At 45.5% G+C, this 17,954-nt stretch carries 16 protein-coding genes, 1 tRNA gene and 1 riboswitch; of the genes, 5 read left to right on the top strand and 12 right to left on the bottom strand.

The window, feature by feature from the left end:
• Positions 1–26: 26 nt before the first annotated feature.
• The 3 genes from VFDL14_RS06970 to VFDL14_RS06975 are packed head-to-tail and all read left to right on the top strand — an operon-like array spanning position 27 to position 2,114.
• Complete coding sequence (locus VFDL14_RS06970; RefSeq protein ID WP_032552257.1) at positions 27–890, top strand: DUF692 domain-containing protein; 864 nt, start codon at positions 27–29, stop codon at positions 888–890.
• Entirely contained in the window at positions 884–1,645 is a 762-nt protein-coding gene (locus VFDL14_RS0123315; RefSeq protein WP_152549262.1) for a DNA-binding domain-containing protein, read from the top strand. The genes VFDL14_RS06970 and VFDL14_RS0123315 overlap by 7 nt, the downstream gene beginning before the upstream one ends.
• Positions 1,646–1,655: 10 nt before the next feature.
• Positions 1,656–2,114, top strand: a complete 459-nt coding sequence (locus VFDL14_RS06975; protein ID WP_032552255.1) for a DoxX family protein — start codon at positions 1,656–1,658, stop codon at positions 2,112–2,114.
• 70 nt (positions 2,115–2,184) lie between these two features.
• Here the strand turns inward: VFDL14_RS06975 and VFDL14_RS06980 are convergent, their stop codons facing one another.
• Together VFDL14_RS06980 and VFDL14_RS06985 are read right to left on the bottom strand one after the other, a co-directional pair.
• Positions 2,185–2,466 carry a hypothetical protein gene (locus VFDL14_RS06980; protein ID WP_032552254.1) on the bottom strand — a complete coding sequence of 94 codons (282 nt, stop codon included), beginning with the start codon at positions 2,464–2,466 and terminating at the stop codon, positions 2,185–2,187.
• 104 nt (positions 2,467–2,570) lie between these two features.
• Positions 2,571–3,716 carry a multidrug effflux MFS transporter gene (locus VFDL14_RS06985; protein WP_050487447.1) on the bottom strand — a complete coding sequence of 382 codons (1,146 nt, stop codon included), beginning with the start codon at positions 3,714–3,716 and terminating at the stop codon, positions 2,571–2,573.
• 151 nt (positions 3,717–3,867) lie between these two features.
• On the opposite strand from VFDL14_RS06985, the gene VFDL14_RS06990 reads away from it, so the two are divergent.
• Positions 3,868–4,809, top strand: a complete 942-nt coding sequence (locus VFDL14_RS06990) for a LysR substrate-binding domain-containing protein (RefSeq protein ID WP_032552252.1) — start codon at positions 3,868–3,870, stop codon at positions 4,807–4,809.
• A gap of 204 nt (positions 4,810–5,013) precedes the next feature.
• The gene (locus tag VFDL14_RS06995) at positions 5,014–6,804 is read left to right on the top strand and encodes an aminopeptidase P family protein (RefSeq protein WP_032552251.1); all 1,791 of its coding nucleotides are present in this window, start codon (positions 5,014–5,016) and stop codon (positions 6,802–6,804) included.
• Positions 6,805–6,925: 121 nt separating this feature from the next.
• On the opposite strand, the gene thiH is transcribed toward VFDL14_RS06995, so the two are convergent.
• The 10 genes from thiH to VFDL14_RS07050 form a co-directional block, all read right to left on the bottom strand.
• On the bottom strand, positions 6,926–8,038 hold the full coding sequence (thiH, locus tag VFDL14_RS07000) for a 2-iminoacetate synthase ThiH (protein WP_032552250.1): 1,113 nt from the start codon (positions 8,036–8,038) through the stop codon (positions 6,926–6,928).
• Between the two features lie 20 nt (positions 8,039–8,058).
• Complete coding sequence (locus VFDL14_RS07005) at positions 8,059–8,826, bottom strand: thiazole synthase (RefSeq protein WP_032552249.1); 768 nt, start codon at positions 8,824–8,826, stop codon at positions 8,059–8,061.
• Between the two features lie 4 nt (positions 8,827–8,830).
• The gene (gene thiS, locus VFDL14_RS07010; RefSeq protein WP_032552248.1) at positions 8,831–9,085 is read right to left on the bottom strand and encodes a sulfur carrier protein ThiS; all 255 of its coding nucleotides are present in this window, start codon (positions 9,083–9,085) and stop codon (positions 8,831–8,833) included.
• Positions 9,086–9,120: 35 nt separating this feature from the next.
• Entirely contained in the window at positions 9,121–9,876 is a 756-nt protein-coding gene (locus VFDL14_RS07015) for a HesA/MoeB/ThiF family protein (RefSeq protein ID WP_032552247.1), read from the bottom strand.
• On the bottom strand, positions 9,863–11,248 hold the full coding sequence (locus tag VFDL14_RS07020) for a thiamine phosphate synthase (RefSeq protein WP_032552246.1): 1,386 nt from the start codon (positions 11,246–11,248) through the stop codon (positions 9,863–9,865). The genes VFDL14_RS07015 and VFDL14_RS07020 overlap by 14 nt, the downstream gene beginning before the upstream one ends.
• Positions 11,248–13,188, bottom strand: coding sequence for a phosphomethylpyrimidine synthase ThiC (gene thiC / locus VFDL14_RS07025; protein WP_032552245.1), 1,941 nt, complete (start codon positions 13,186–13,188; stop codon positions 11,248–11,250). The genes VFDL14_RS07020 and thiC overlap by 1 nt, the downstream gene beginning before the upstream one ends.
• A 158-nt stretch (positions 13,189–13,346) precedes the next feature.
• Positions 13,347–13,445, bottom strand: a riboswitch (TPP riboswitch).
• Positions 13,446–13,511: 66 nt separating this feature from the next.
• Positions 13,512–13,895: a fluoride efflux transporter CrcB gene (crcB, locus tag VFDL14_RS07035; RefSeq protein WP_032552243.1), complete on the bottom strand. Its 384-nt coding sequence runs from the start codon at positions 13,893–13,895 to the stop codon at positions 13,512–13,514.
• A 109-nt stretch (positions 13,896–14,004) separates the two neighbouring features.
• Positions 14,005–15,387 carry a multicopper oxidase family protein gene (locus VFDL14_RS07040; protein ID WP_032552242.1) on the bottom strand — a complete coding sequence of 461 codons (1,383 nt, stop codon included), beginning with the start codon at positions 15,385–15,387 and terminating at the stop codon, positions 14,005–14,007.
• 174 nt (positions 15,388–15,561) lie between these two features.
• Complete coding sequence (locus tag VFDL14_RS07045; RefSeq protein ID WP_268844473.1) at positions 15,562–17,415, bottom strand: methyl-accepting chemotaxis protein; 1,854 nt, start codon at positions 17,413–17,415, stop codon at positions 15,562–15,564.
• Between the two features lie 462 nt (positions 17,416–17,877).
• Positions 17,878–17,954: transfer RNA gene (locus VFDL14_RS07050), tRNA-Trp, on the bottom strand.

Genomic DNA, 17,954 nt, shown 5'->3' with positions numbered 1-17,954 from the left:
GTTCCACCCACCTAAGGAGAATACCTGTGGCTCATCCTCTACACCCGCTGGCAGGCGTGGGTTTAAGAACACCTCACTTAGATTATTTTGGTCACAACTCTAATAAGGTCGACTGGTTAGAGATCCACAGTGAGAATTACTTCTCCCCACATGCAAAAGCAACTGAACAACTCAGAGCAATTCGACAAGACCATGAGATTAGCTGCCACGGCGTAGGTTTATCACTGGGTTCTGTGGAGCGTATCAGTCAGGAGCACTTGTTCCAGCTCAAACGCCTAATTAGCGACATTCAGCCGTTTTTAGTATCAGACCATCTAAGTTGGAGCCAAACCGGTGGTCATCATTTCAATGACCTATTGCCACTGCCTTATACCGAAGAGGCACTCGATATCTTTTGTCGCAATGTATTAGAGGTTCAGGATGCTCTGCAAAGGTCACTACTTGTTGAAAACCCTTCGAGCTACCTCGCATTCAAACACTCGACAATTCCAGAGTGGCAGTTCCTAGCAGAAGTTCAGAAACGCACTGAGTGCCGATTGTTGCTCGACTTCAATAATATTTTTGTTTCTTCGTTCAATCATCAATTCAGTTGTGATGACTACCTCGAGGGAATCCCGGCCGATGCAGTGGACGAGATCCACCTTGCTGGTTTTACTAAGAAGCAGCTAGAAGATGGTGAGATATGGATAGACACCCACAGTAAGCCTGTTTGTGATGAAGTGTGGCAACTCTACACACAATGGCTTATGACTCACGGTGCGCGGCATACATTGATCGAATGGGACTTAGATATCCCAGAGCCAGAGGTGTTGCTTAATGAAGCGGAAAAAGCCAGTCACCTACTGCATCAATATCAAAATGCAGAGTCATTACGAGGCCAAGCATCATGAGTTCCTTAGCTGAAATACAACAAGCATTTGGTGATGCGCTCCGTTATCGAGGTGATGATTCACTGTGTCAGGTCGTTAGCAATCACTTCTCAGATAGCCAGAGGCTACAAATCTATCGTAACAACTTCGTGATTGGCGTTAGTGATGTACTTGTGGCTACCTATCCTCTTGCCCAAGCCTTAGTTGGTGAAGAGTGTTTCGCCCAACTGGCACGTCATCACGTGCTTAGTACGCCACCTCAATCGGGTGATATAACTGAGTACGGAGAAGGCTTTAATGAGGTCGTTAAGCACTTTCCAGCGGTTATAGAAGCCGTTCCTTACCTGGCAAACATGATTCAATACGAATGGCACAAAGATGCGCTAATGCGTGCCGAACCAAAGCCCGTGACGACAGAGCAATATCCACTGGCTGCTCTCTCTGCAATTCCAGAGCATCAGCATGCTGAGTTGGTGTTTCACTTGCTTCCAGACATTGTCTTGCTCAACTTCGATTATCAAGTGCTGACTTTAGAACAAGCCATCATCAATAACCAACTCGACGGACTCAATATCGCCCAACCGGAATTTGCTGTCTTACAGAAAATAAATAACCATACCTTGGAGCCTCATATCGTGACGTCAGAAGTCTTCCAGCTTCTGCAAGCCTTCCAGGCCCAACAAATGCTCGCTGATATCGACCCAACGCTGCTAGCCTATCTTAACGATGTCTTGGCGCTCAATATCATCTCTGGATTTTCTATTAGCGGCGAATAGGAGAAATAAAATGGATAACAACACCGTGACCAACATGATGGCTCAATACGATAGCCTCGTTGATAAGTTCCAGGCCCTGTTTGTGCCAGCGTTACTGCTGTTTTGTCGCTTATGGGTTGCTTGGGTTTTCTTTAATTCCGGGCTGACCAAGATTGCCACTTGGGATAGCACTCTGTTTCTGTTCGAGCTTGAGTATCAAGTCCCGCTCATTCCATGGGAAATGGCGGCCTACATGGGTACCGCTGCAGAGTTGATTCTTCCAGTGTTTATTGCATTAGGCTTGTTAAGTCGACCTATGGCGGTTGTCTTATTCGCCTTCAATGTAATTGCAGTCGTCTCTTACCCAGTGCTTTGGGACCAAGGCTTCTACGACCACCAACTGTGGGGGCTGATGATACTGATTGTGATTGTTTGGGGTGCGGGTCCATTCTCATTAGACCATATCCTAAAACGACAATTCCGAGGCTAACCATTGCCCCTCAAGATCAAAAAAACCACTCATTCGAGTGGTTTTTTATTTACCAAGTAACATCACATCATTACTTGTTCAGAAATGCCTGTAGATCTTCTGCAGAAATGCCTTGCTCTACCATCTCTTTTGCTAACAGTTGAACTTGTTCACCTTTACGGTCTTCAATCACACTCTGAAATTGGAACACAATATCGCGTAGTGTGTTAATTGGAACCTGCTTTGCAGCGCTGCGAATACGCTCACCACTTTGGTTACCAAGCTCGTTCAGCAATTTTCCAAACATGACCTTTTCAGGAGCGTCTTCCATTTGTTCTAAGACGCGTGCCATTTCGTAGGTTGTTAATGACATTACAGTATTATCCGTTGTGATACTCACATTTTAATGAGCGATAAATATACCATGTTTTAACGATGGAAAAACTGTCCATCTGTATAATTTGTCATCCAATTGACTTACGCCTGCTTAAGCGCGCCATGCCACGATTTTCCAGCCTTACCAAACAGTACAAATAGTGCTGGAACAATCAAGAACATCTGCAATGCAATCATCACTTGTGGTTCCCATTGCAGTCGCTGCATAGTACCCACCAACAACCCAGAACCACTCATCTGGAACAGGCCTAATAGCGCAGCAGCCGTACCCGCTCGGTCACCAAATGGCTCTAGTGCTTTACCAGCAGATGCGCCAAGAATCCATGCAAAACCAACTGAAGATAAGAAAATTGGGAACATAAACGCTAATGCTGTTGCCTGGTTCGCCAGTACCAACATCAGTGCGCCTGCTAAGCCCAGAAGAAGAATACCAACTACCAATGTCTTATAGGTACCAAAGCGATCCATGAACTTAGGAGCTGTGAATGCCGCAATGATATTGAATGCTGCATTAATACCAAACCAGAAAGTAAACTCGTTCATGCTCAAGCCTAGGTTTTCCATCAACACCACTGGCGCAGATGTTACATAAGCTAAGATTACACCCATTGCCATCAAGCACAACGAAGCATGGAAGATAAACGATGGCGTCTTAAGTACTGACCAGTAACGCTCAAACTTAAATACCGCAACCTTCTCTGTCGCTGGATTGGTCTCTTTCATCTGGAAGAACAGAATAGCGCCGACAATCACAGCAAAGCCAGCCATAAAGCTGAAGTTGGATCGCCAGCCAAACTCTTGAGTTAGCCAGCTACCTAAAATAGGCGCTAACGCTGGAATAAAACAAATAGCACCGTTTAGGTAGCTGATCATCTTGCCACTTTTTTCAGGACCAAATAGATCGCGAACTGTTGCGAACGCAGCAACGGATGTTGCACACGCTCCTAATCCTTGAAGCAGTCGAGCCATCAACATCATATCAATAGACTGAGCGGCCCACGCCAAGCAAGCGCTCACTGCATAGATGCTGATACCGCCAAGGGCAACAGTTCGGCGACCTAATTTGTCCGCAAGGGGGCCAGCAAACAGTTGGCCAACACCCATCGCGAATAGGAACCAGGTAATGGTGTCTTGAGCTAATGCATGTTCCACGTGGAACGTCTCTGAGATTTGAGGCAAAGCTGGTAAGTAGATATCGATAGCCAATGGGCTAAATAGAACAAGCATTGCCAATAATGCTACTTGCAACTTACTCGGGGATGAATGCACAGACACGCGACTTTCCTAGTTGATAAATGATGATGGGAATCATAACCAACTAAAGATATGAACAAAAATGGCTTATACTCATTACCATTATTCCCATATGGAAAATCTCATGAATCTCGAAAAATTGTCTCGAATTGACCTCAATTTACTGGTTTGTTTGCAGGTTCTCCTTGAAGAGCTCAGTGTCACCCGCACCGCTCATCGGCTCTGTTTAAGTCAGTCAGCCGTGAGTAAATCATTGGCAAAGTTAAGGGAGCAATTCGACGACCCACTATTCACACGTAGTGCCCATGGTTTGCGTCCGACGCCCAAAGCGGTGTTCCTAAAGCCGCGCTTGGAAAACCTTATTAACCAACTTGAAGTACTGACACAACCGGAAACTTTCACGCCTTACAATAGCGATCATAGCTTCCACATTGCCGCAGTTGAGAGTGTCTACCCGCTTATCCTACCGCACTTTCTGCCAGCCATTTTCCAGCAAGCGCCACACGTCAACATCAATACTCACGCGTGGTCAGAACAAACCTTTAAAAAGCTTCAGCTTGGCGAGCTCGATATCGGCTTAACCGGTAAAGACATCGACATCAATGATGCGCGGCTCACCATGCTGCCACCCGATGATATCTGTGAGCAAGAGATCTACCGAGATGCTCAGATGTGTGTTTTAAGGCGCAACCACCCAGCCCTTGAACATAATTGGGATTTAGAGACCTACTTGGCCCAAAGACACGTTCAAGTTAGGTGCGATGGCAACGACCGCTGGTTGCTTGACTATAAACTTGCGGACATAGGCCGACAGCGCGATATCGCTATCTCAGTTCCCGATTTCAACAGTGCAGCGAGCTTGTGTACTTACACCGATTTTGTATTCACTGCTCCAAGCCATTTTACTTATCTTGTTGCAAAACAGATGGATCTCGTCGTAGTACCTCTACCTCTGGAATTTCCCCCGATGGCATACACTCTGTTCTGGCATAGAGATAGAGAGAATGACCCAGCACTGACTTGGTTGCGAGATATCATCAAAGAAAAAACCCTACACCTTAGATAAAAATGACGTACGCCGTTTGCTCTCTTGCGATAAAATGAGTAGCTTAACTGTCGATAGTCCTTTTTGGCTCATCTATGGCCAGTTGTATCCCAGCTCAATTGAAATATCGACCTTGTTCAGTTGACCCCTTTCTTGCTGTAAGCAGATGGATACAGCGTCCACACCTGAGCATCAAGGAGCGGTAATTTGAAGGAATAAACACAGATGCATAACGATACTCAAAGCCGCGTGAATGCAATTCGCGAATGGCTAGCACAACACAATATTGATGCCCTACTTGTCCCACACGAAGACGAGTACTTGGGTGAATACGTACCGGCTCACAATGAGCGCCTACATTGGCTAACAGGCTTTACTGGTTCAGCGGGCGCTGCTGTTATCACCAAAGACAAAGCTGCAATGTTTGTCGATGGTCGCTACACGGTACAAGTAACAAAACAGGTACCTGCCGAACTTTTCGAATATCGTCACCTGATTGAAGAGCCTGCTCTTGACTGGATCAAGGAACAGCTTGCTCAAGGTGCATCTGTTGCTATCGACCCTCGAATGCACAACTCAGCATGGCTAGATGTTGCACAAGCTAAACTAGCTGGTGACATTGAACTTAAGATCTTAGAAAACAACCCTATCGATGAATTGTGGAGCGACCGCCCTGCACCTGTTGTTTCTGACGTACGCCTGATGCCAACTGATGCTGTTGGTCAATCAAGCGAAAGCAAGCGTCAAGAGATCGCAGAACTTATGAGAAAAGCTGGAGCTGATAGCGCAGTTATTACAGCTCTAGATTCTATCTGTTGGTTGCTCAATGTTCGTGGCTTAGATGTATCACGCTTGCCTGTTCTGCTTTCTCACGCAATTCTGCATGCTGATTCTAGCGTTGAGTTCTTCTTAGACCCAGTACGCATCCCAGCTGAATTCGCTGCGCATGTTGGAGCGGATGTTACTGTTCACCACCCAGAAGCACTTCAATCTCGTTTAGAAGTTCTAACAGGCAAAAACGTTCTTGTGGACCCAGCAACCAGCAATGCTTGGTTTAAGCTAGTGTTACAAAACTCGGGCGCTAATGTAGTCAGCAAAGCTGATCCATGTCTAATGCCAAAAGCAGCAAAAAATGCTGTAGAAATCGCGGGTATGAAAGCATGTCATGTTCGCGACGGTGTTGCGATGACTCAGTTCTTATGTTGGTTAGATGCAGAAGTTGCTGCAGGTAATCTACACGATGAAGCAACGCTATCTGACAAGTTAGAAGCTTTCCGTCAGCAAGATCCAACACTGATGGATCTAAGCTTTGATACCATTTCTGCAGCCGGTGGTAACGCAGCAATGTGTCACTACAACCATGAGAATCAACCAGAGCCAGGTAAGCTTGAGCTTAATACCCTTTACCTTGTCGATTCGGGCGGTCAGTACCTAGATGGTACAACTGATATCACTCGTACCATTGCGATCGGCCAACCATCACAAGAGATGATCAAGCAGTTCACCTTGGCACTGAAAGGTCACATTGGTGTTGCTCGTGCTCGTTTCCCGAAAGGCACTCGTGGTTACCAGATCGATACCCTAGCTCGTCAGCATCTTTGGGCTGAAGGCTACGACTACGATCACGGCACAGGTCACGGCGTAGGTCACTTCCTAAGTGTTCATGAAGGCCCAGCGAGCATTTCTAAGAAGCAAATTGATGTACCGCTAACCGAAGGTATGGTGTTATCTAATGAGCCTGGTTACTACCGAGCGGATGCCTTTGGTATCCGTATCGAGAACCTAGAGCTTGTGGTTGAAACACCAACCCAAGGTGACTTCCCTGTTCTGTCATTTGAATCACTAACACGTTGTCCAATCGACAAGCGCAACATCAATGTCGATATGTTAACGCGTCCGGAACTAGCATGGCTAAACGACTACCATCAGAAAGTGTGGGATGACATCAGTCCATTAGTAGAAGGTGATGTGAAAGAGTGGCTACGTGCAGCGACTCTGCCGGTAGCACACTCATAAACAGCTAACACTACCGTTGCTATATATAAAAAAGCTCTCCATTGGAGAGCTTTTTGTTTTGGGTAACCTAGCAAATTTTGTATTCTGATTTATGTTTCACGTGAAACACTATCTGCATTGATTAACCAGAATAAGCTGAGTGCCAATCTCGCCATACAGGGTCAAAACCCTTCGCACGGATCATATCCTCTACCGATGCCGCACTGCGCTCATCACTGATCTCAAACTGCTCCAGCTCAACATCGTCCATCGCGTAGCCCCCAGGTTGAGTTTTCGATGCGGCAGACATTGAAGTGATACCAAGAGGTAATACGTTATCTCTAAACGAGGGCGATTCTCGTGTCGATAACGATAGTTCAACCTCCGGGTTCAGCAAACGATAAGCACAAATCAACTGTACTAGCTGCTTATCCGTCATCACTGACTTAGGCTGTAAAGCCCCCTCACAAGGACGCAAGCGCGGGAATGAGATCGAGTAACGCGTTTGCCAATACGTTCTCTCAAGGTAATCCAAATGCGCCGCAACATAAAAACAGTCTGTGCGCCACTCCTCCAACCCTATCAACGCTCCGATACCAATTTTATCGATGCCCGCTTTGGCCAAACGATCAGGTGTATCAAGGCGATACTCAAAATCGGTTTTGTTACCACGCAAATGGTGTTCGCCATAGGTAGATGGATGATAGGTTTCTTGGTAAACCATCACAGCATCAAGACCTAGAGTTTTAAGCTCTGCATATTGTTCTTGGTCGAGAGGCTGCACTTCCATCGCAAGGTAGTTAAACTGCTCCTTAATCATCGGAACCATTGCACGAAAGTATTTCATCCCTACTTTGGTTTCATGCTCTCCGGTTACCAATAACACACTATCAAACTTCATCGCCTTGATAGCATCGATTTCAGCAGATACCTCATCACGGTCTAGTGTCTTGCGTTTTATGCGGTTCTCCATCGAAAAGCCACAATAAGTGCACGCATTCGCACATAAGTTCGACAGGTACAATGGTATGTACAAAGACATGGTATTACCAAAGCGCTTGCGCGTAAGTGAATACGACAGCTGAGCCATCTGCTCGAGATAAGGCTCCGCAGCAGGAGAAATCAAAGCCTTAAAATCCTCTAAGTCACGCTTGGGTTTATTCAAAGCACGTTCAACATCACTCGCTGTTTTGGAATAAATCGACATCGAAATATCATCCCAGTTGAGCTTGTTAAACTGGTCCACGAAACTCATGGTTAATCCTCGTCAATTTGTTAAAGCTCATCTAAGAATGAAGTGAGCGGACTCGAAGCCACTGCGTGAGATACCCTGCCAGCCAAACCGGCCTCATACGCCATTCGACCAGATTCAACAGCTAGCTTAAATGCTTTTGCCATAGCAACCGGGTTGCTCGATGCTGCGATGGCCGTATTGACGAGTACAGCATCTGCGCCCATCTCCATCGCGCGAGCAGCATGCGAAGGAGCTCCGATACCAGCATCAACAACAACCGGTACGTTTGCTTGGTCGATTATGATCTCCAAGAAGTCATGAGATACAATCCCCTTGTTTGAGCCAATTGGCGCTCCTAGTGGCATAACCGCTGCACAACCCACCTCTTCGAGTCGCTTACACAACACAGGATCGGCATGACAGTAAGGCAGAACAATAAACCCTTCGCGAACCAATTGCTCAGCAGCAGCGAGTGTTTCGATAGGATCTGGCATTAAGTATTTTGGGTCAGGGTGAATCTCTAGCTTCAACCAATTAGTTCCCAATGCCTCTCGAGCAAGCTGCGCAGCAAATACCGCGTCTTTGGCATTTTTGGCACCTGAAGTGTTTGGCAACAGACTGACTCCAGCTTCAACCAAGGGTTTTAAGATGTCGTCTTGCTGGTCGTTTACATCTACACGCTTAAGGGCCATAGTCGCGAGTTGAGAACCTGACGCTTGTATCGCTTCAGCCATTAAGTGACTATTGGCGAACTTTCCAGTTCCGGTAAATAGTCTTGATTCAAACTTCTTATCTCCGATATGCAGCATCTCATTACCCCCCTGCTATTGCTTGAAACAGAGAGATACTATCTCCCTCACTAAGTAACGTGCTACCCCATTCACCACGAGGTATCACCGTATTGTTGATAGCGAAAACACACCCCATTTCGGGTAACTCAAATTGATGAATGATTTTCTGTAGATCGCTCTGATTAACTATTTGCTGAGGCTGTTCGTTAATGACGATTGTTATCATCTCACTACTTTCACTTGCGCCTTCAAGGTTTGCTCGTTCTAATATTGTCATTGCTCTTAATTCTCTTTATTACCTGTAACCCAGCGCTAACTACAAACCTGACAGCTGCTATCTTTTGTTATTGCTAGCTTCTGCCATTGCATTTTCAAACCATCAAATAGGTGCAGTTCGTTTGCTTTGACGTGAAATTTGCCTGTCGCAAGTTTTTGAATAGCGGCCAGTGCTTGGTAGTTACCCATAGTCCCAACGACAGGACCTACAACACCAGATTCGCTGCACTTATGTGTCTGTTTGAGTTCATCAAATGGATACAAGCATCGATAACAAGCGGCTGATTGTTGTGACTCTTGGTGGTCAAATACAGCGAACTGTCCCTGCCATCCAATAGCGGCAGCAGAAACAAGCGAGGTGCTTTGCTCAAAGCAGGTTTTGTTTATCAATTGCCTTGTCGGCATGTTGTCACTACAGTCCAAGACCACATCAGCCAACATAACCTCAAGTGAAAGCTGACTGGGTTCTAAACGCTTATTGATAGTACGTACTTGCACCATAGGATTCAGTTCCGCTAATTGCTTTGCTGTTGCACTGGTCTTAGGCGTGCCTAGGTCTTGTTCACGATATATGGCTTGCCTTTGTAAGTTACTGCTCTCAACAATGTCATCATCCACAATCACGAGTTTTCCGACACCTGCAGCAGCCAAATACAAACAAGCGGCACTGCCTAGCCCTCCGCAACCAATTACCAAAACATGAGATTGGCCAAGCTGAACTTGTCCATTCTCACCCACTTCAGGTAATGACACCTGACGCTGATAACGCAGGAACTGTTTATCGTTCAGCACAGGCTATCCTCGGTTCACTCTGATTGTGTTTGGAAGTCACTTCCTGCTTCGCACCCATTAGGTTGGCAAAGAAGTTAATCACCGACTGTGGGTCGCTCGATAAGGTAATTGCGCGGACGACAGCAAGGCTCGATACCCCACACTCCCAAACTTGGTCAGCATTGCTTTGGTCAATGCCGCCGATTGCAACGGTTGGAAAGCCAAATTGTTGCTTAGTGCTCTCTCCAGCGATCCCATATGGAATGGTATCAATGAGTTTCTGATACAGAGCTAATCGAACTAAACCTTGAGGCTTAGATGGCATCTCTTTAGTGGTTGTCGGGAAGATATGCCCCAAGGCAATGTAGCTTGGATGAATCTGTACGATGCGTAGTAACTCGTAATAACCGTGTGTCGATAAACCAAGGCGTACTCCAGCTTTGCTTAACTGCGCTAGGTTTGATTCCTCGATATCTTCTTGGCCAAGGTGAACACCATAAGCACCATGCTTAATTGCCAGTTTCCAGTAATCATTAATGAAGACTTGCGCATCGTATTGACGCCCCAATTCGATCGCTTTCTTCACTTGTTGCTCGAGGTCTGCTTGTTGTGGGTTCTTAATCCGAAGCTGAATGGTATTGATACCCATAGGTAAGAGGCGTTCAATCCACGATACATCATCAACAACCGGATACAGACCTAGACTAGGTTTGGTCAGTGTGGCAAAACTAACGCTTTCGCCTTGAGCAGACCAGCCAACTTGAATACCTAAACGTTCATCTTCAAGAACAGGGGTTGGAAAAGCACTAAACTCAAATGCCCATACCTTAACAACATGATTTGAAGATATTGTACGAGTATCAAAAGCCGGTGTTTCACGTGAAACATTTCCTGTCGGAGACATCATCGCGCGCGCTAGAGTTAACGCATCCTCGATCGGAAAATCGAGTATCGATAGAGTTAAGAACCAAGCTAAATGCAATTCTGGAGACAAGTGCATGGCTAGGTGTGGATCAACCGAAAGTGCTCTAACTTCATTATTTATAGGGTGACGCCAGATATCTAATTGACTGGAATTCTGAGCATCTCTCGAGTCTCGATCTGGAATACCAATGAAAATATCCGTTGACTCCTGATGACGACACTCTCTAACACTCAGCCTAGAATGATAGTAAAGCGTGTAATCTGAGACGTTAGAAGTCTCAACATCAGAGACAATGTCAGTTGAAAAGCAAGTAGTGTGTTGGTCATGAATGAGCTGTATCGATTGAGCTGGGCTCACACCCAACTCAACGTTTTCGATAGTAAAACCCTGCTCTTTCGCCAACAACAAACATTGCTGAACTAAGCCAGTTAGCTCAATCAATGATGACGGAATAAGGATTTTGTTCATTAATCGGCAACCTCTGCACTAGCGGCTGGATGATAGAGCTCAGACCCTGTTTCACGGAACTCTTGCGATTTTTGACGCATCCCCTCTAATGGGTCATCAAGCATCTTAATCGATATCGCTTGGTCAGCAGCAACCTGCTCTGTATCTTTGGCATATTCGCGTACCTCTTGCGAGATCTTCATCGAACAGAATTTAGGTCCGCACATAGAGCAAAAATGGGCAACCTTACCTGACTCTTGTGGCAAGGTCTCATCATGGAAAGCTCGCGCCGTTTCAGGATCGAGAGAAAGGTTGAATTGGTCTTCCCAACGGAACTCAAAGCGCGCTTTTGACAAAGCGTTATCACGTACTTGTGCACCTGGGTGGCCTTTCGCTAGATCACCAGCATGAGCAGCAAGCTTGTAGGTAATCAAACCGGTTTTAACGTCTTCTTTATTTGGTAAACCAAGATGCTCTTTTGGTGTCACATAACAGAGCATTGCACAGCCGTACCAACCAATCATGGCGGCACCAATACCCGAGGTAATATGGTCATATCCTGGTGCAATATCTGTCGTCAATGGACCTAGGGTATAAAACGGCGCTTCATGACAGTGTTCAAGCTGCTCGTCCATGTTCTCTTTGATCATATGCATCGGCACGTGACCCGGCCCTTCAATGATCACCTGTACATCGTATTCCCAAGCGATCTTGGTCAGCTCACCCAACGTGCGAAGTTCAGCAAATTGAGCTTCATCATTAGCATCAGCAACTGAACCTGGACGCAAGCCATCACCTAGCGATAGAGCAACATCGTACTTAGCACAGATCTCACAGATCTCTCTAAAGTTGGTGTATAGGAAGCTTTCTTGATGATGAGCCAAGCACCATTTAGCGATGATTGAACCGCCTCGCGAGACGATACCCGTTACGCGCTTGGCAGTCATAGGTACGTAACGAAGTAATAAACCAGCATGAATCGTAAAGTAGTCAACACCCTGCTCAGCTTGTTCAATCAGAGTATCTCGCATCACTTCCCAGTTTAGATTCTCAGCAACACCATTAACCTTCTCTAGGGCTTGATACATAGGAACCGTACCGATTGGCACTGGGCTATTACGCAATATCCATTCGCGTGTCTCATGAATATTTCGTCCAGTAGAGAGATCCATTACGGTATCGCCACCCCAGCGAGTTGCCCATACTAGCTTCTCAACCTCTTCCTCAATAGAAGATGACACGGAAGAGTTACCGATGTTTGCATTAACCTTTACCAGGAAGTTTCGACCAATAATCATTGGCTCAGATTCCGGGTGGTTAATATTGGAAGGGATAATTGCGCGGCCTTCAGCGACCTCTTTACGAACGAATTCAGGAGTAATGTCTTTAGGCAAATTTGCCCCAAAGCTTTGGCCTGGATGTTGCTGAGTTAATACTTCATCACGATACTGAGCTCTGCCCATGTTCTCGCGCAGAGCAATGTATTCCATTTCTGGAGTAATGATGCCCTGACGAGCATAATGCATTTGAGTTACACACTGGCCATCTTTAGCACGTCGAATACGTGGTAGATTGCCGTAGCGAAGCTCATCTAAGGTCTCATCTTCTAGGCGTTCTTTGGTGTAAACCGAACTCACATCATCAAGTAGTTCAGTATCAGCTCGTTCTTCAATCCAACCCTCTCGCAGCTTCGGTAAGCCATTATAAAGATCGATTTCGTGCTCTGGGTCAGTGTAAACACCCGAAGTGTCATAAACGCGAATAGGCTCATTAGGCTCAAAGATTGGCGCCTCTTTGGTGCCACCTATTAGGCTATCGGCTAAAGAGATCTCGCGCATAGGGACACGAATATCGGCACGAGAGCCTTCTACGTAAACCTTGGTTGAATTTGGGTACGGCTGTACCGAGAGAGTTTCTATAAACTGTTTTGCTTCCAGTCTCGCTTGCTTGCGATTCGACATAGCATTTTTCCTTGCTTCGTTATTCTAGATAATAAATTCGGATAAAAATGCTTGGCGGAAAGATGCGACAAGAGGAGCTGAGCATAGACATACCTAAGGCAGGTAAAAGCGGTCTATTGCTTAGCTTATTGATAGGTCTGCTAGAGAGAATTCCAGCAAGGATATCTTCTCTTGTTCCCTTCGCAGGTATTAACCTGATCAGGTTCAACGGATCCCGAATGAACGGTCTCAGCCTTATGGCACTCCGACAAGTGAATTCAGTATATAAAATCGGCTTGGTTAAACCAAGCCGACCTGTGTGATTTAAATACGAATCTGGAAAACTAACTCTTAATTAGCAACTGAAAGCCAATCCAAGCTGCCGAAATACTCAATACCACATTCAAAAGAACATTGAGTCCCATCTTAAAAAAAGCGCCCTGCTGCATCAATAACACGTTATCCATAGAGAAAGTGGAGAACGTTGTTAATGCACCTAGAAAGCCTAACCCAATGATCTGACGCCACGGTTCAGTTGCTAGCATCTCATTTTCGAATGCAGCGATCAGTAGGCCCATAATAAATGAACCGACGACATTCACCGTCAGGGTGCCGTATGGAAAGCCACGTCCCAATAGCACGACACACAACTCAGATATTAAGTAACGAGAACACGCACCAAATGCACCGCCAATGGCGATAAACCCCAAAATTGAAAACTGACCCATAATTCCCCCACATAAGACTTAAGGATATTCTAGCCTCACTCGATTTTTTTTCGAGATAATTAGTGAATAAATTACTTGGATAAATTTTAAGATTAAAAAGTTACAGGAGTCACTTTACCTCAATGTAACCCATTAGACCTGTCTTCATATGTTCAATGACATGGCAGTGATACATCCAACGGCCTGGGTTATCAGCAACAAACGCTGCCTTAGCACTGCCATTCTTACCAAGCAGAACGGTATCTGTGTGGAATGGCTCTTCGATTTTTTTCCCATCCAGCTCAAGTACGGTAAAGGTATGGCCATGAATATGGATCGGGTGGTGATACTGAGTCACGTTCTTGAGATCGAAAATGTATGTCTTTCCTAACTCTAACGTCGCAAGTGGATCAGGAATATTATCCTTACTCATCCCTTCCCACGCGCGCTTGTTCGTCAGCCAGAATTTAGGCATCGACTTACCATCTTTTCCTGTCGGGCTGATCGCTCCCTCCCACTCAAACAAAAAATCGATTTCAATGGCATTCTCGAGGTCTAGATTAGGAACCGGGTTGAGTGGTAAAGAAGGTAATGTCTGTCCAGATGGCAAGTTCGAGTCCACGACTTCTAATGAACACAAGGAGAATGGAAAACGTCCTTTCATCTGCAAGACATTTATAGTGGTACCTTGAGTCGGAGCCACAAATCCAATATCCAATCGCATGCCCGGACCAATTTTATGTTGTGTCAATCGATAAGGCGTTTTGACAGGGTTGCCATCGATAGCAATAACCCAAGCCTCCACACCCTCGACCGCAATAGGATAAGTAATCGTATTGTCGACATTAGCGATTCGCAGGCGTGTTGTCGCATGTTGCTTAATTTGATAGTTCGGCTCATGAACACCATTCACACTACTCCACTCTCCAGGGGTGCCCATACGAGCACTCATCCGTGGAATCATCAGGTCCTTCCACTGCCCTTGCTTATCAAGATGCCAATGTTTAAGCATCAGTGGCAACTCTTCATCAAAAGCAACGGGCTGAGACTCTTCAACAATGATCAACCCTACTAACCCCATTCCTAACTGTTTAACGCTATTCATATGTGGGTGATACCAGAAGGTACCCGCATCTGGTGGAGTAAACTCATAAACAAAGGTCTCTCCAGGCATAATTGGAGGCTGACTTAAGAACGGCACGCCATCCATTTCGATCGGGATTCTTAAGCCGTGCCAGTGGATTGTGGTTGGCTCTGCGAGCTTATTGGTAAAACGGATAACAACCTTCTCACCTTGACGGCAGCGAATGGTAGGTGCTGGTATTTGCCCATCAAAGCCGAGTACTTTAGTCGTATACCCTGGAACGAGCTCAGCTGTTGCAGGCTCTGCCGTCAGGTCGTATACGTATCGTCCTTTTTCATCGACAGATTGAGTAACACTACAAGCAGGCAAGATTGATAGCGCTGATATAGCAATAGAAGACTTAATAAACTGGCGACGAGAAATATCCATACTGTTCTACTCTTAAATAAACCTGCGCAAAATGTAACAGATTATTAATAACAATTCTCATTACGACGCTAATTTTGAGTCGTAAGTAGCCTTGTCAGTATGCTTTTTCATTGGGTGATACAAATAAAAAAGGAGACGTCCCCGTCTCCTTAAAAGTAACATTTTCAGTCCAGGCTATTGCAGCTTAAAGCGATCAACAATCGCCAGCAGCTGCTTATTGCTATTGGTCAGTTGAACCGTGCCTGCAGTGGCTTGAGCACCGTTGTCAGTCAGTTTATTCACCATTCCCTGAATCGTTGTCATGTTGCGACTAACCTCATCAGTTACTGCACTTTGTTGGCTCGCTGCCGTAGCGATCTCAAGGCCGAGATCATTAATACGCACGATCGAGTTAACCATCACATCGAGACTCTGGTTCACATTCTCTGTGGTATGCGCGGTCTCTTCACAACGAACTTTGGTGTCATCCATAGCTTTGACAACCGTCTTGGTACCTTCATTTAAGTTCGCCAGCATGCTGTTGATCTCTGAAGTACTTTGTTGAGTTCTCGCGGCAAGTGCACGAACCTCATCAGCAACCACTGCAAAGCCTCGCCCTTGTTCTCCAGCTCGTGCTGCTTCGATCGCAGCATTGAGTGCAAGTAGGTTAGTTTGATCGGCAATCTCACCAATAACAGTTAAGACAGAGCCTATTTTTTGAGAGTCTTCGTTCATTGATTGAATGCTCTGAGCCATGGCTTCAACTTCGCCGACTAACTCAGCCACACTGCGAACAGCGCTTGCGACAACCTCTTTGGATTGACTAGCCTCATCATTCGTCATCTTAGTAAATTCAGCCGTCTTAGACGCGCTCTCAGCAACACTATCAGCCGTTGAGCTCATCTCTGTCATAGCAGTGACTACCTGTGTAGTCTCCATTGCATGAGAGGTCAACACAGCCTCATTATTATGGGTTTGCTCTTCGAGTAAATGGATGTTTTGCGAAATCTGATTCGAAGCACTGGTCACCTCAAGCATCATTGCTTGTAGGTTACTAATAAACGTATTCACTGCCTGTGCTATCTGCCCAAGGTCGTCCTGAGAATGGACTTCTAGTCGACGAGTTAAATCACCGTGACCTTGCGATAAGTCTAATATCGTACTCTTCAGTGCCAAGATTGGTCGGTATGCATAATTAAGGATGACTAGGAAAATTGCACACGAGATCGAAAGTAAGATAATGGCAGAATAGAGAGCAGCTTCTAATGCGTCGTCCATCTCAGCGTAAGCGATCGATTTATCTACACCCACGAGTAAATGCCAAGTCACTGCATCATCAATTCGGATAGTCTGGAAGAAAGCCACCTTGTCGACTCCACCTAGACTGTAGTCTTGCATACCAGATGGAAGAGAAAGGAGAGAGTCGGTCAGTGGCTTGAGATCTCCAAAGTCATAGAGCTTGGTTTCACCAGGAACATCAACTTCTCCATTAGAGGCAATCGTCAGGCTGGTTTGGTCATACAGGCCCATCATAGCCCCAGGGAAAGGCGCTTTTCTTACCAACTCATCAAGCAGCGTAAGCTCGATATCCGCAAGTAATACACCTTGTAGCTGACCTTGTGCATAAAACGGCTCAGCAATGCTAACCATTAAACTCTTAGTCAAGGCATCACTGTAGATATCGGTGACGATCGTGCCGCGCTTAGCAACAGCCTGTTTATACCAATCTCGAGTTCTTGGGTCATATTGTGATAAATCACGTTTACCACTATTGTTTCCGTAAGAGCGTCCATCTTCATAACCAACCAAAATATCAGAAGCCGGAGAGGTATTGGCGATCTGCCTGATCATCAATAAAATTTGCTGGTCATTATCAACAGAAACGAAGTCAGGAGCGTTCGATACTAAGCCCGACTTGATGGTATCTAACCAAGTTGTAATGGTGTCGCTCGTGGTCTCAATCTTCAGCATCGAATATTCATTAATCCGTTCTTCAATTGACGCTGAAAGTTGTTTATAGGATAGGTAACTAGATACCGTTAATGACATTGTAATTAAGAGAATGACAACGGTAACCACTCTTCCCTTAAAGCTACTTAACACATTCATTTTTAAGCTCTATTTTATAAATTTGAACAAATGTATCATTATTGAGACTTAACTTAATTACATTGCAATAAAGTCAATACATTGATCACACTTTTATTGCACAAAATACATTCACCCAATAAATGCAATCATTGTTAAGCCTATGATTAAGTTAATTAAATAGCGAAAGAGTTTAGTAGCGTACATGAGAGTACTAAGTATCAGCTAATCAATGATTGAGATTTCAGAGATCGATAGAGCTGGCCATCAAGTTCGCAATACGTATGGGCTTATTTAGAGTGAAATAAGCTACAGGATAGCAGCATTGCAGTATAGAGCAAAGAATCGCGTCGAAGGGTATCAATAAAAAGGGATGCGGTAGAAAGCAAAAAGGCTCTAGTCTTTCGACTAGAGCCTTAGATATGGCAGGGGTGGAGAGATTCGAACTCCCAACACGCGGATTTGGAATCCGCTGCTCTGCCAATTGGAGCTACACCCCT

The sequence above is a fragment of the Vibrio fortis genome (genome assembly GCF_000695685.1).
Taxonomy (GTDB): Bacteria; Pseudomonadota; Gammaproteobacteria; order Enterobacterales; family Vibrionaceae; genus Vibrio; species Vibrio fortis_A.
This window is presented reverse-complemented; position numbering and strand designations above follow the sequence as displayed.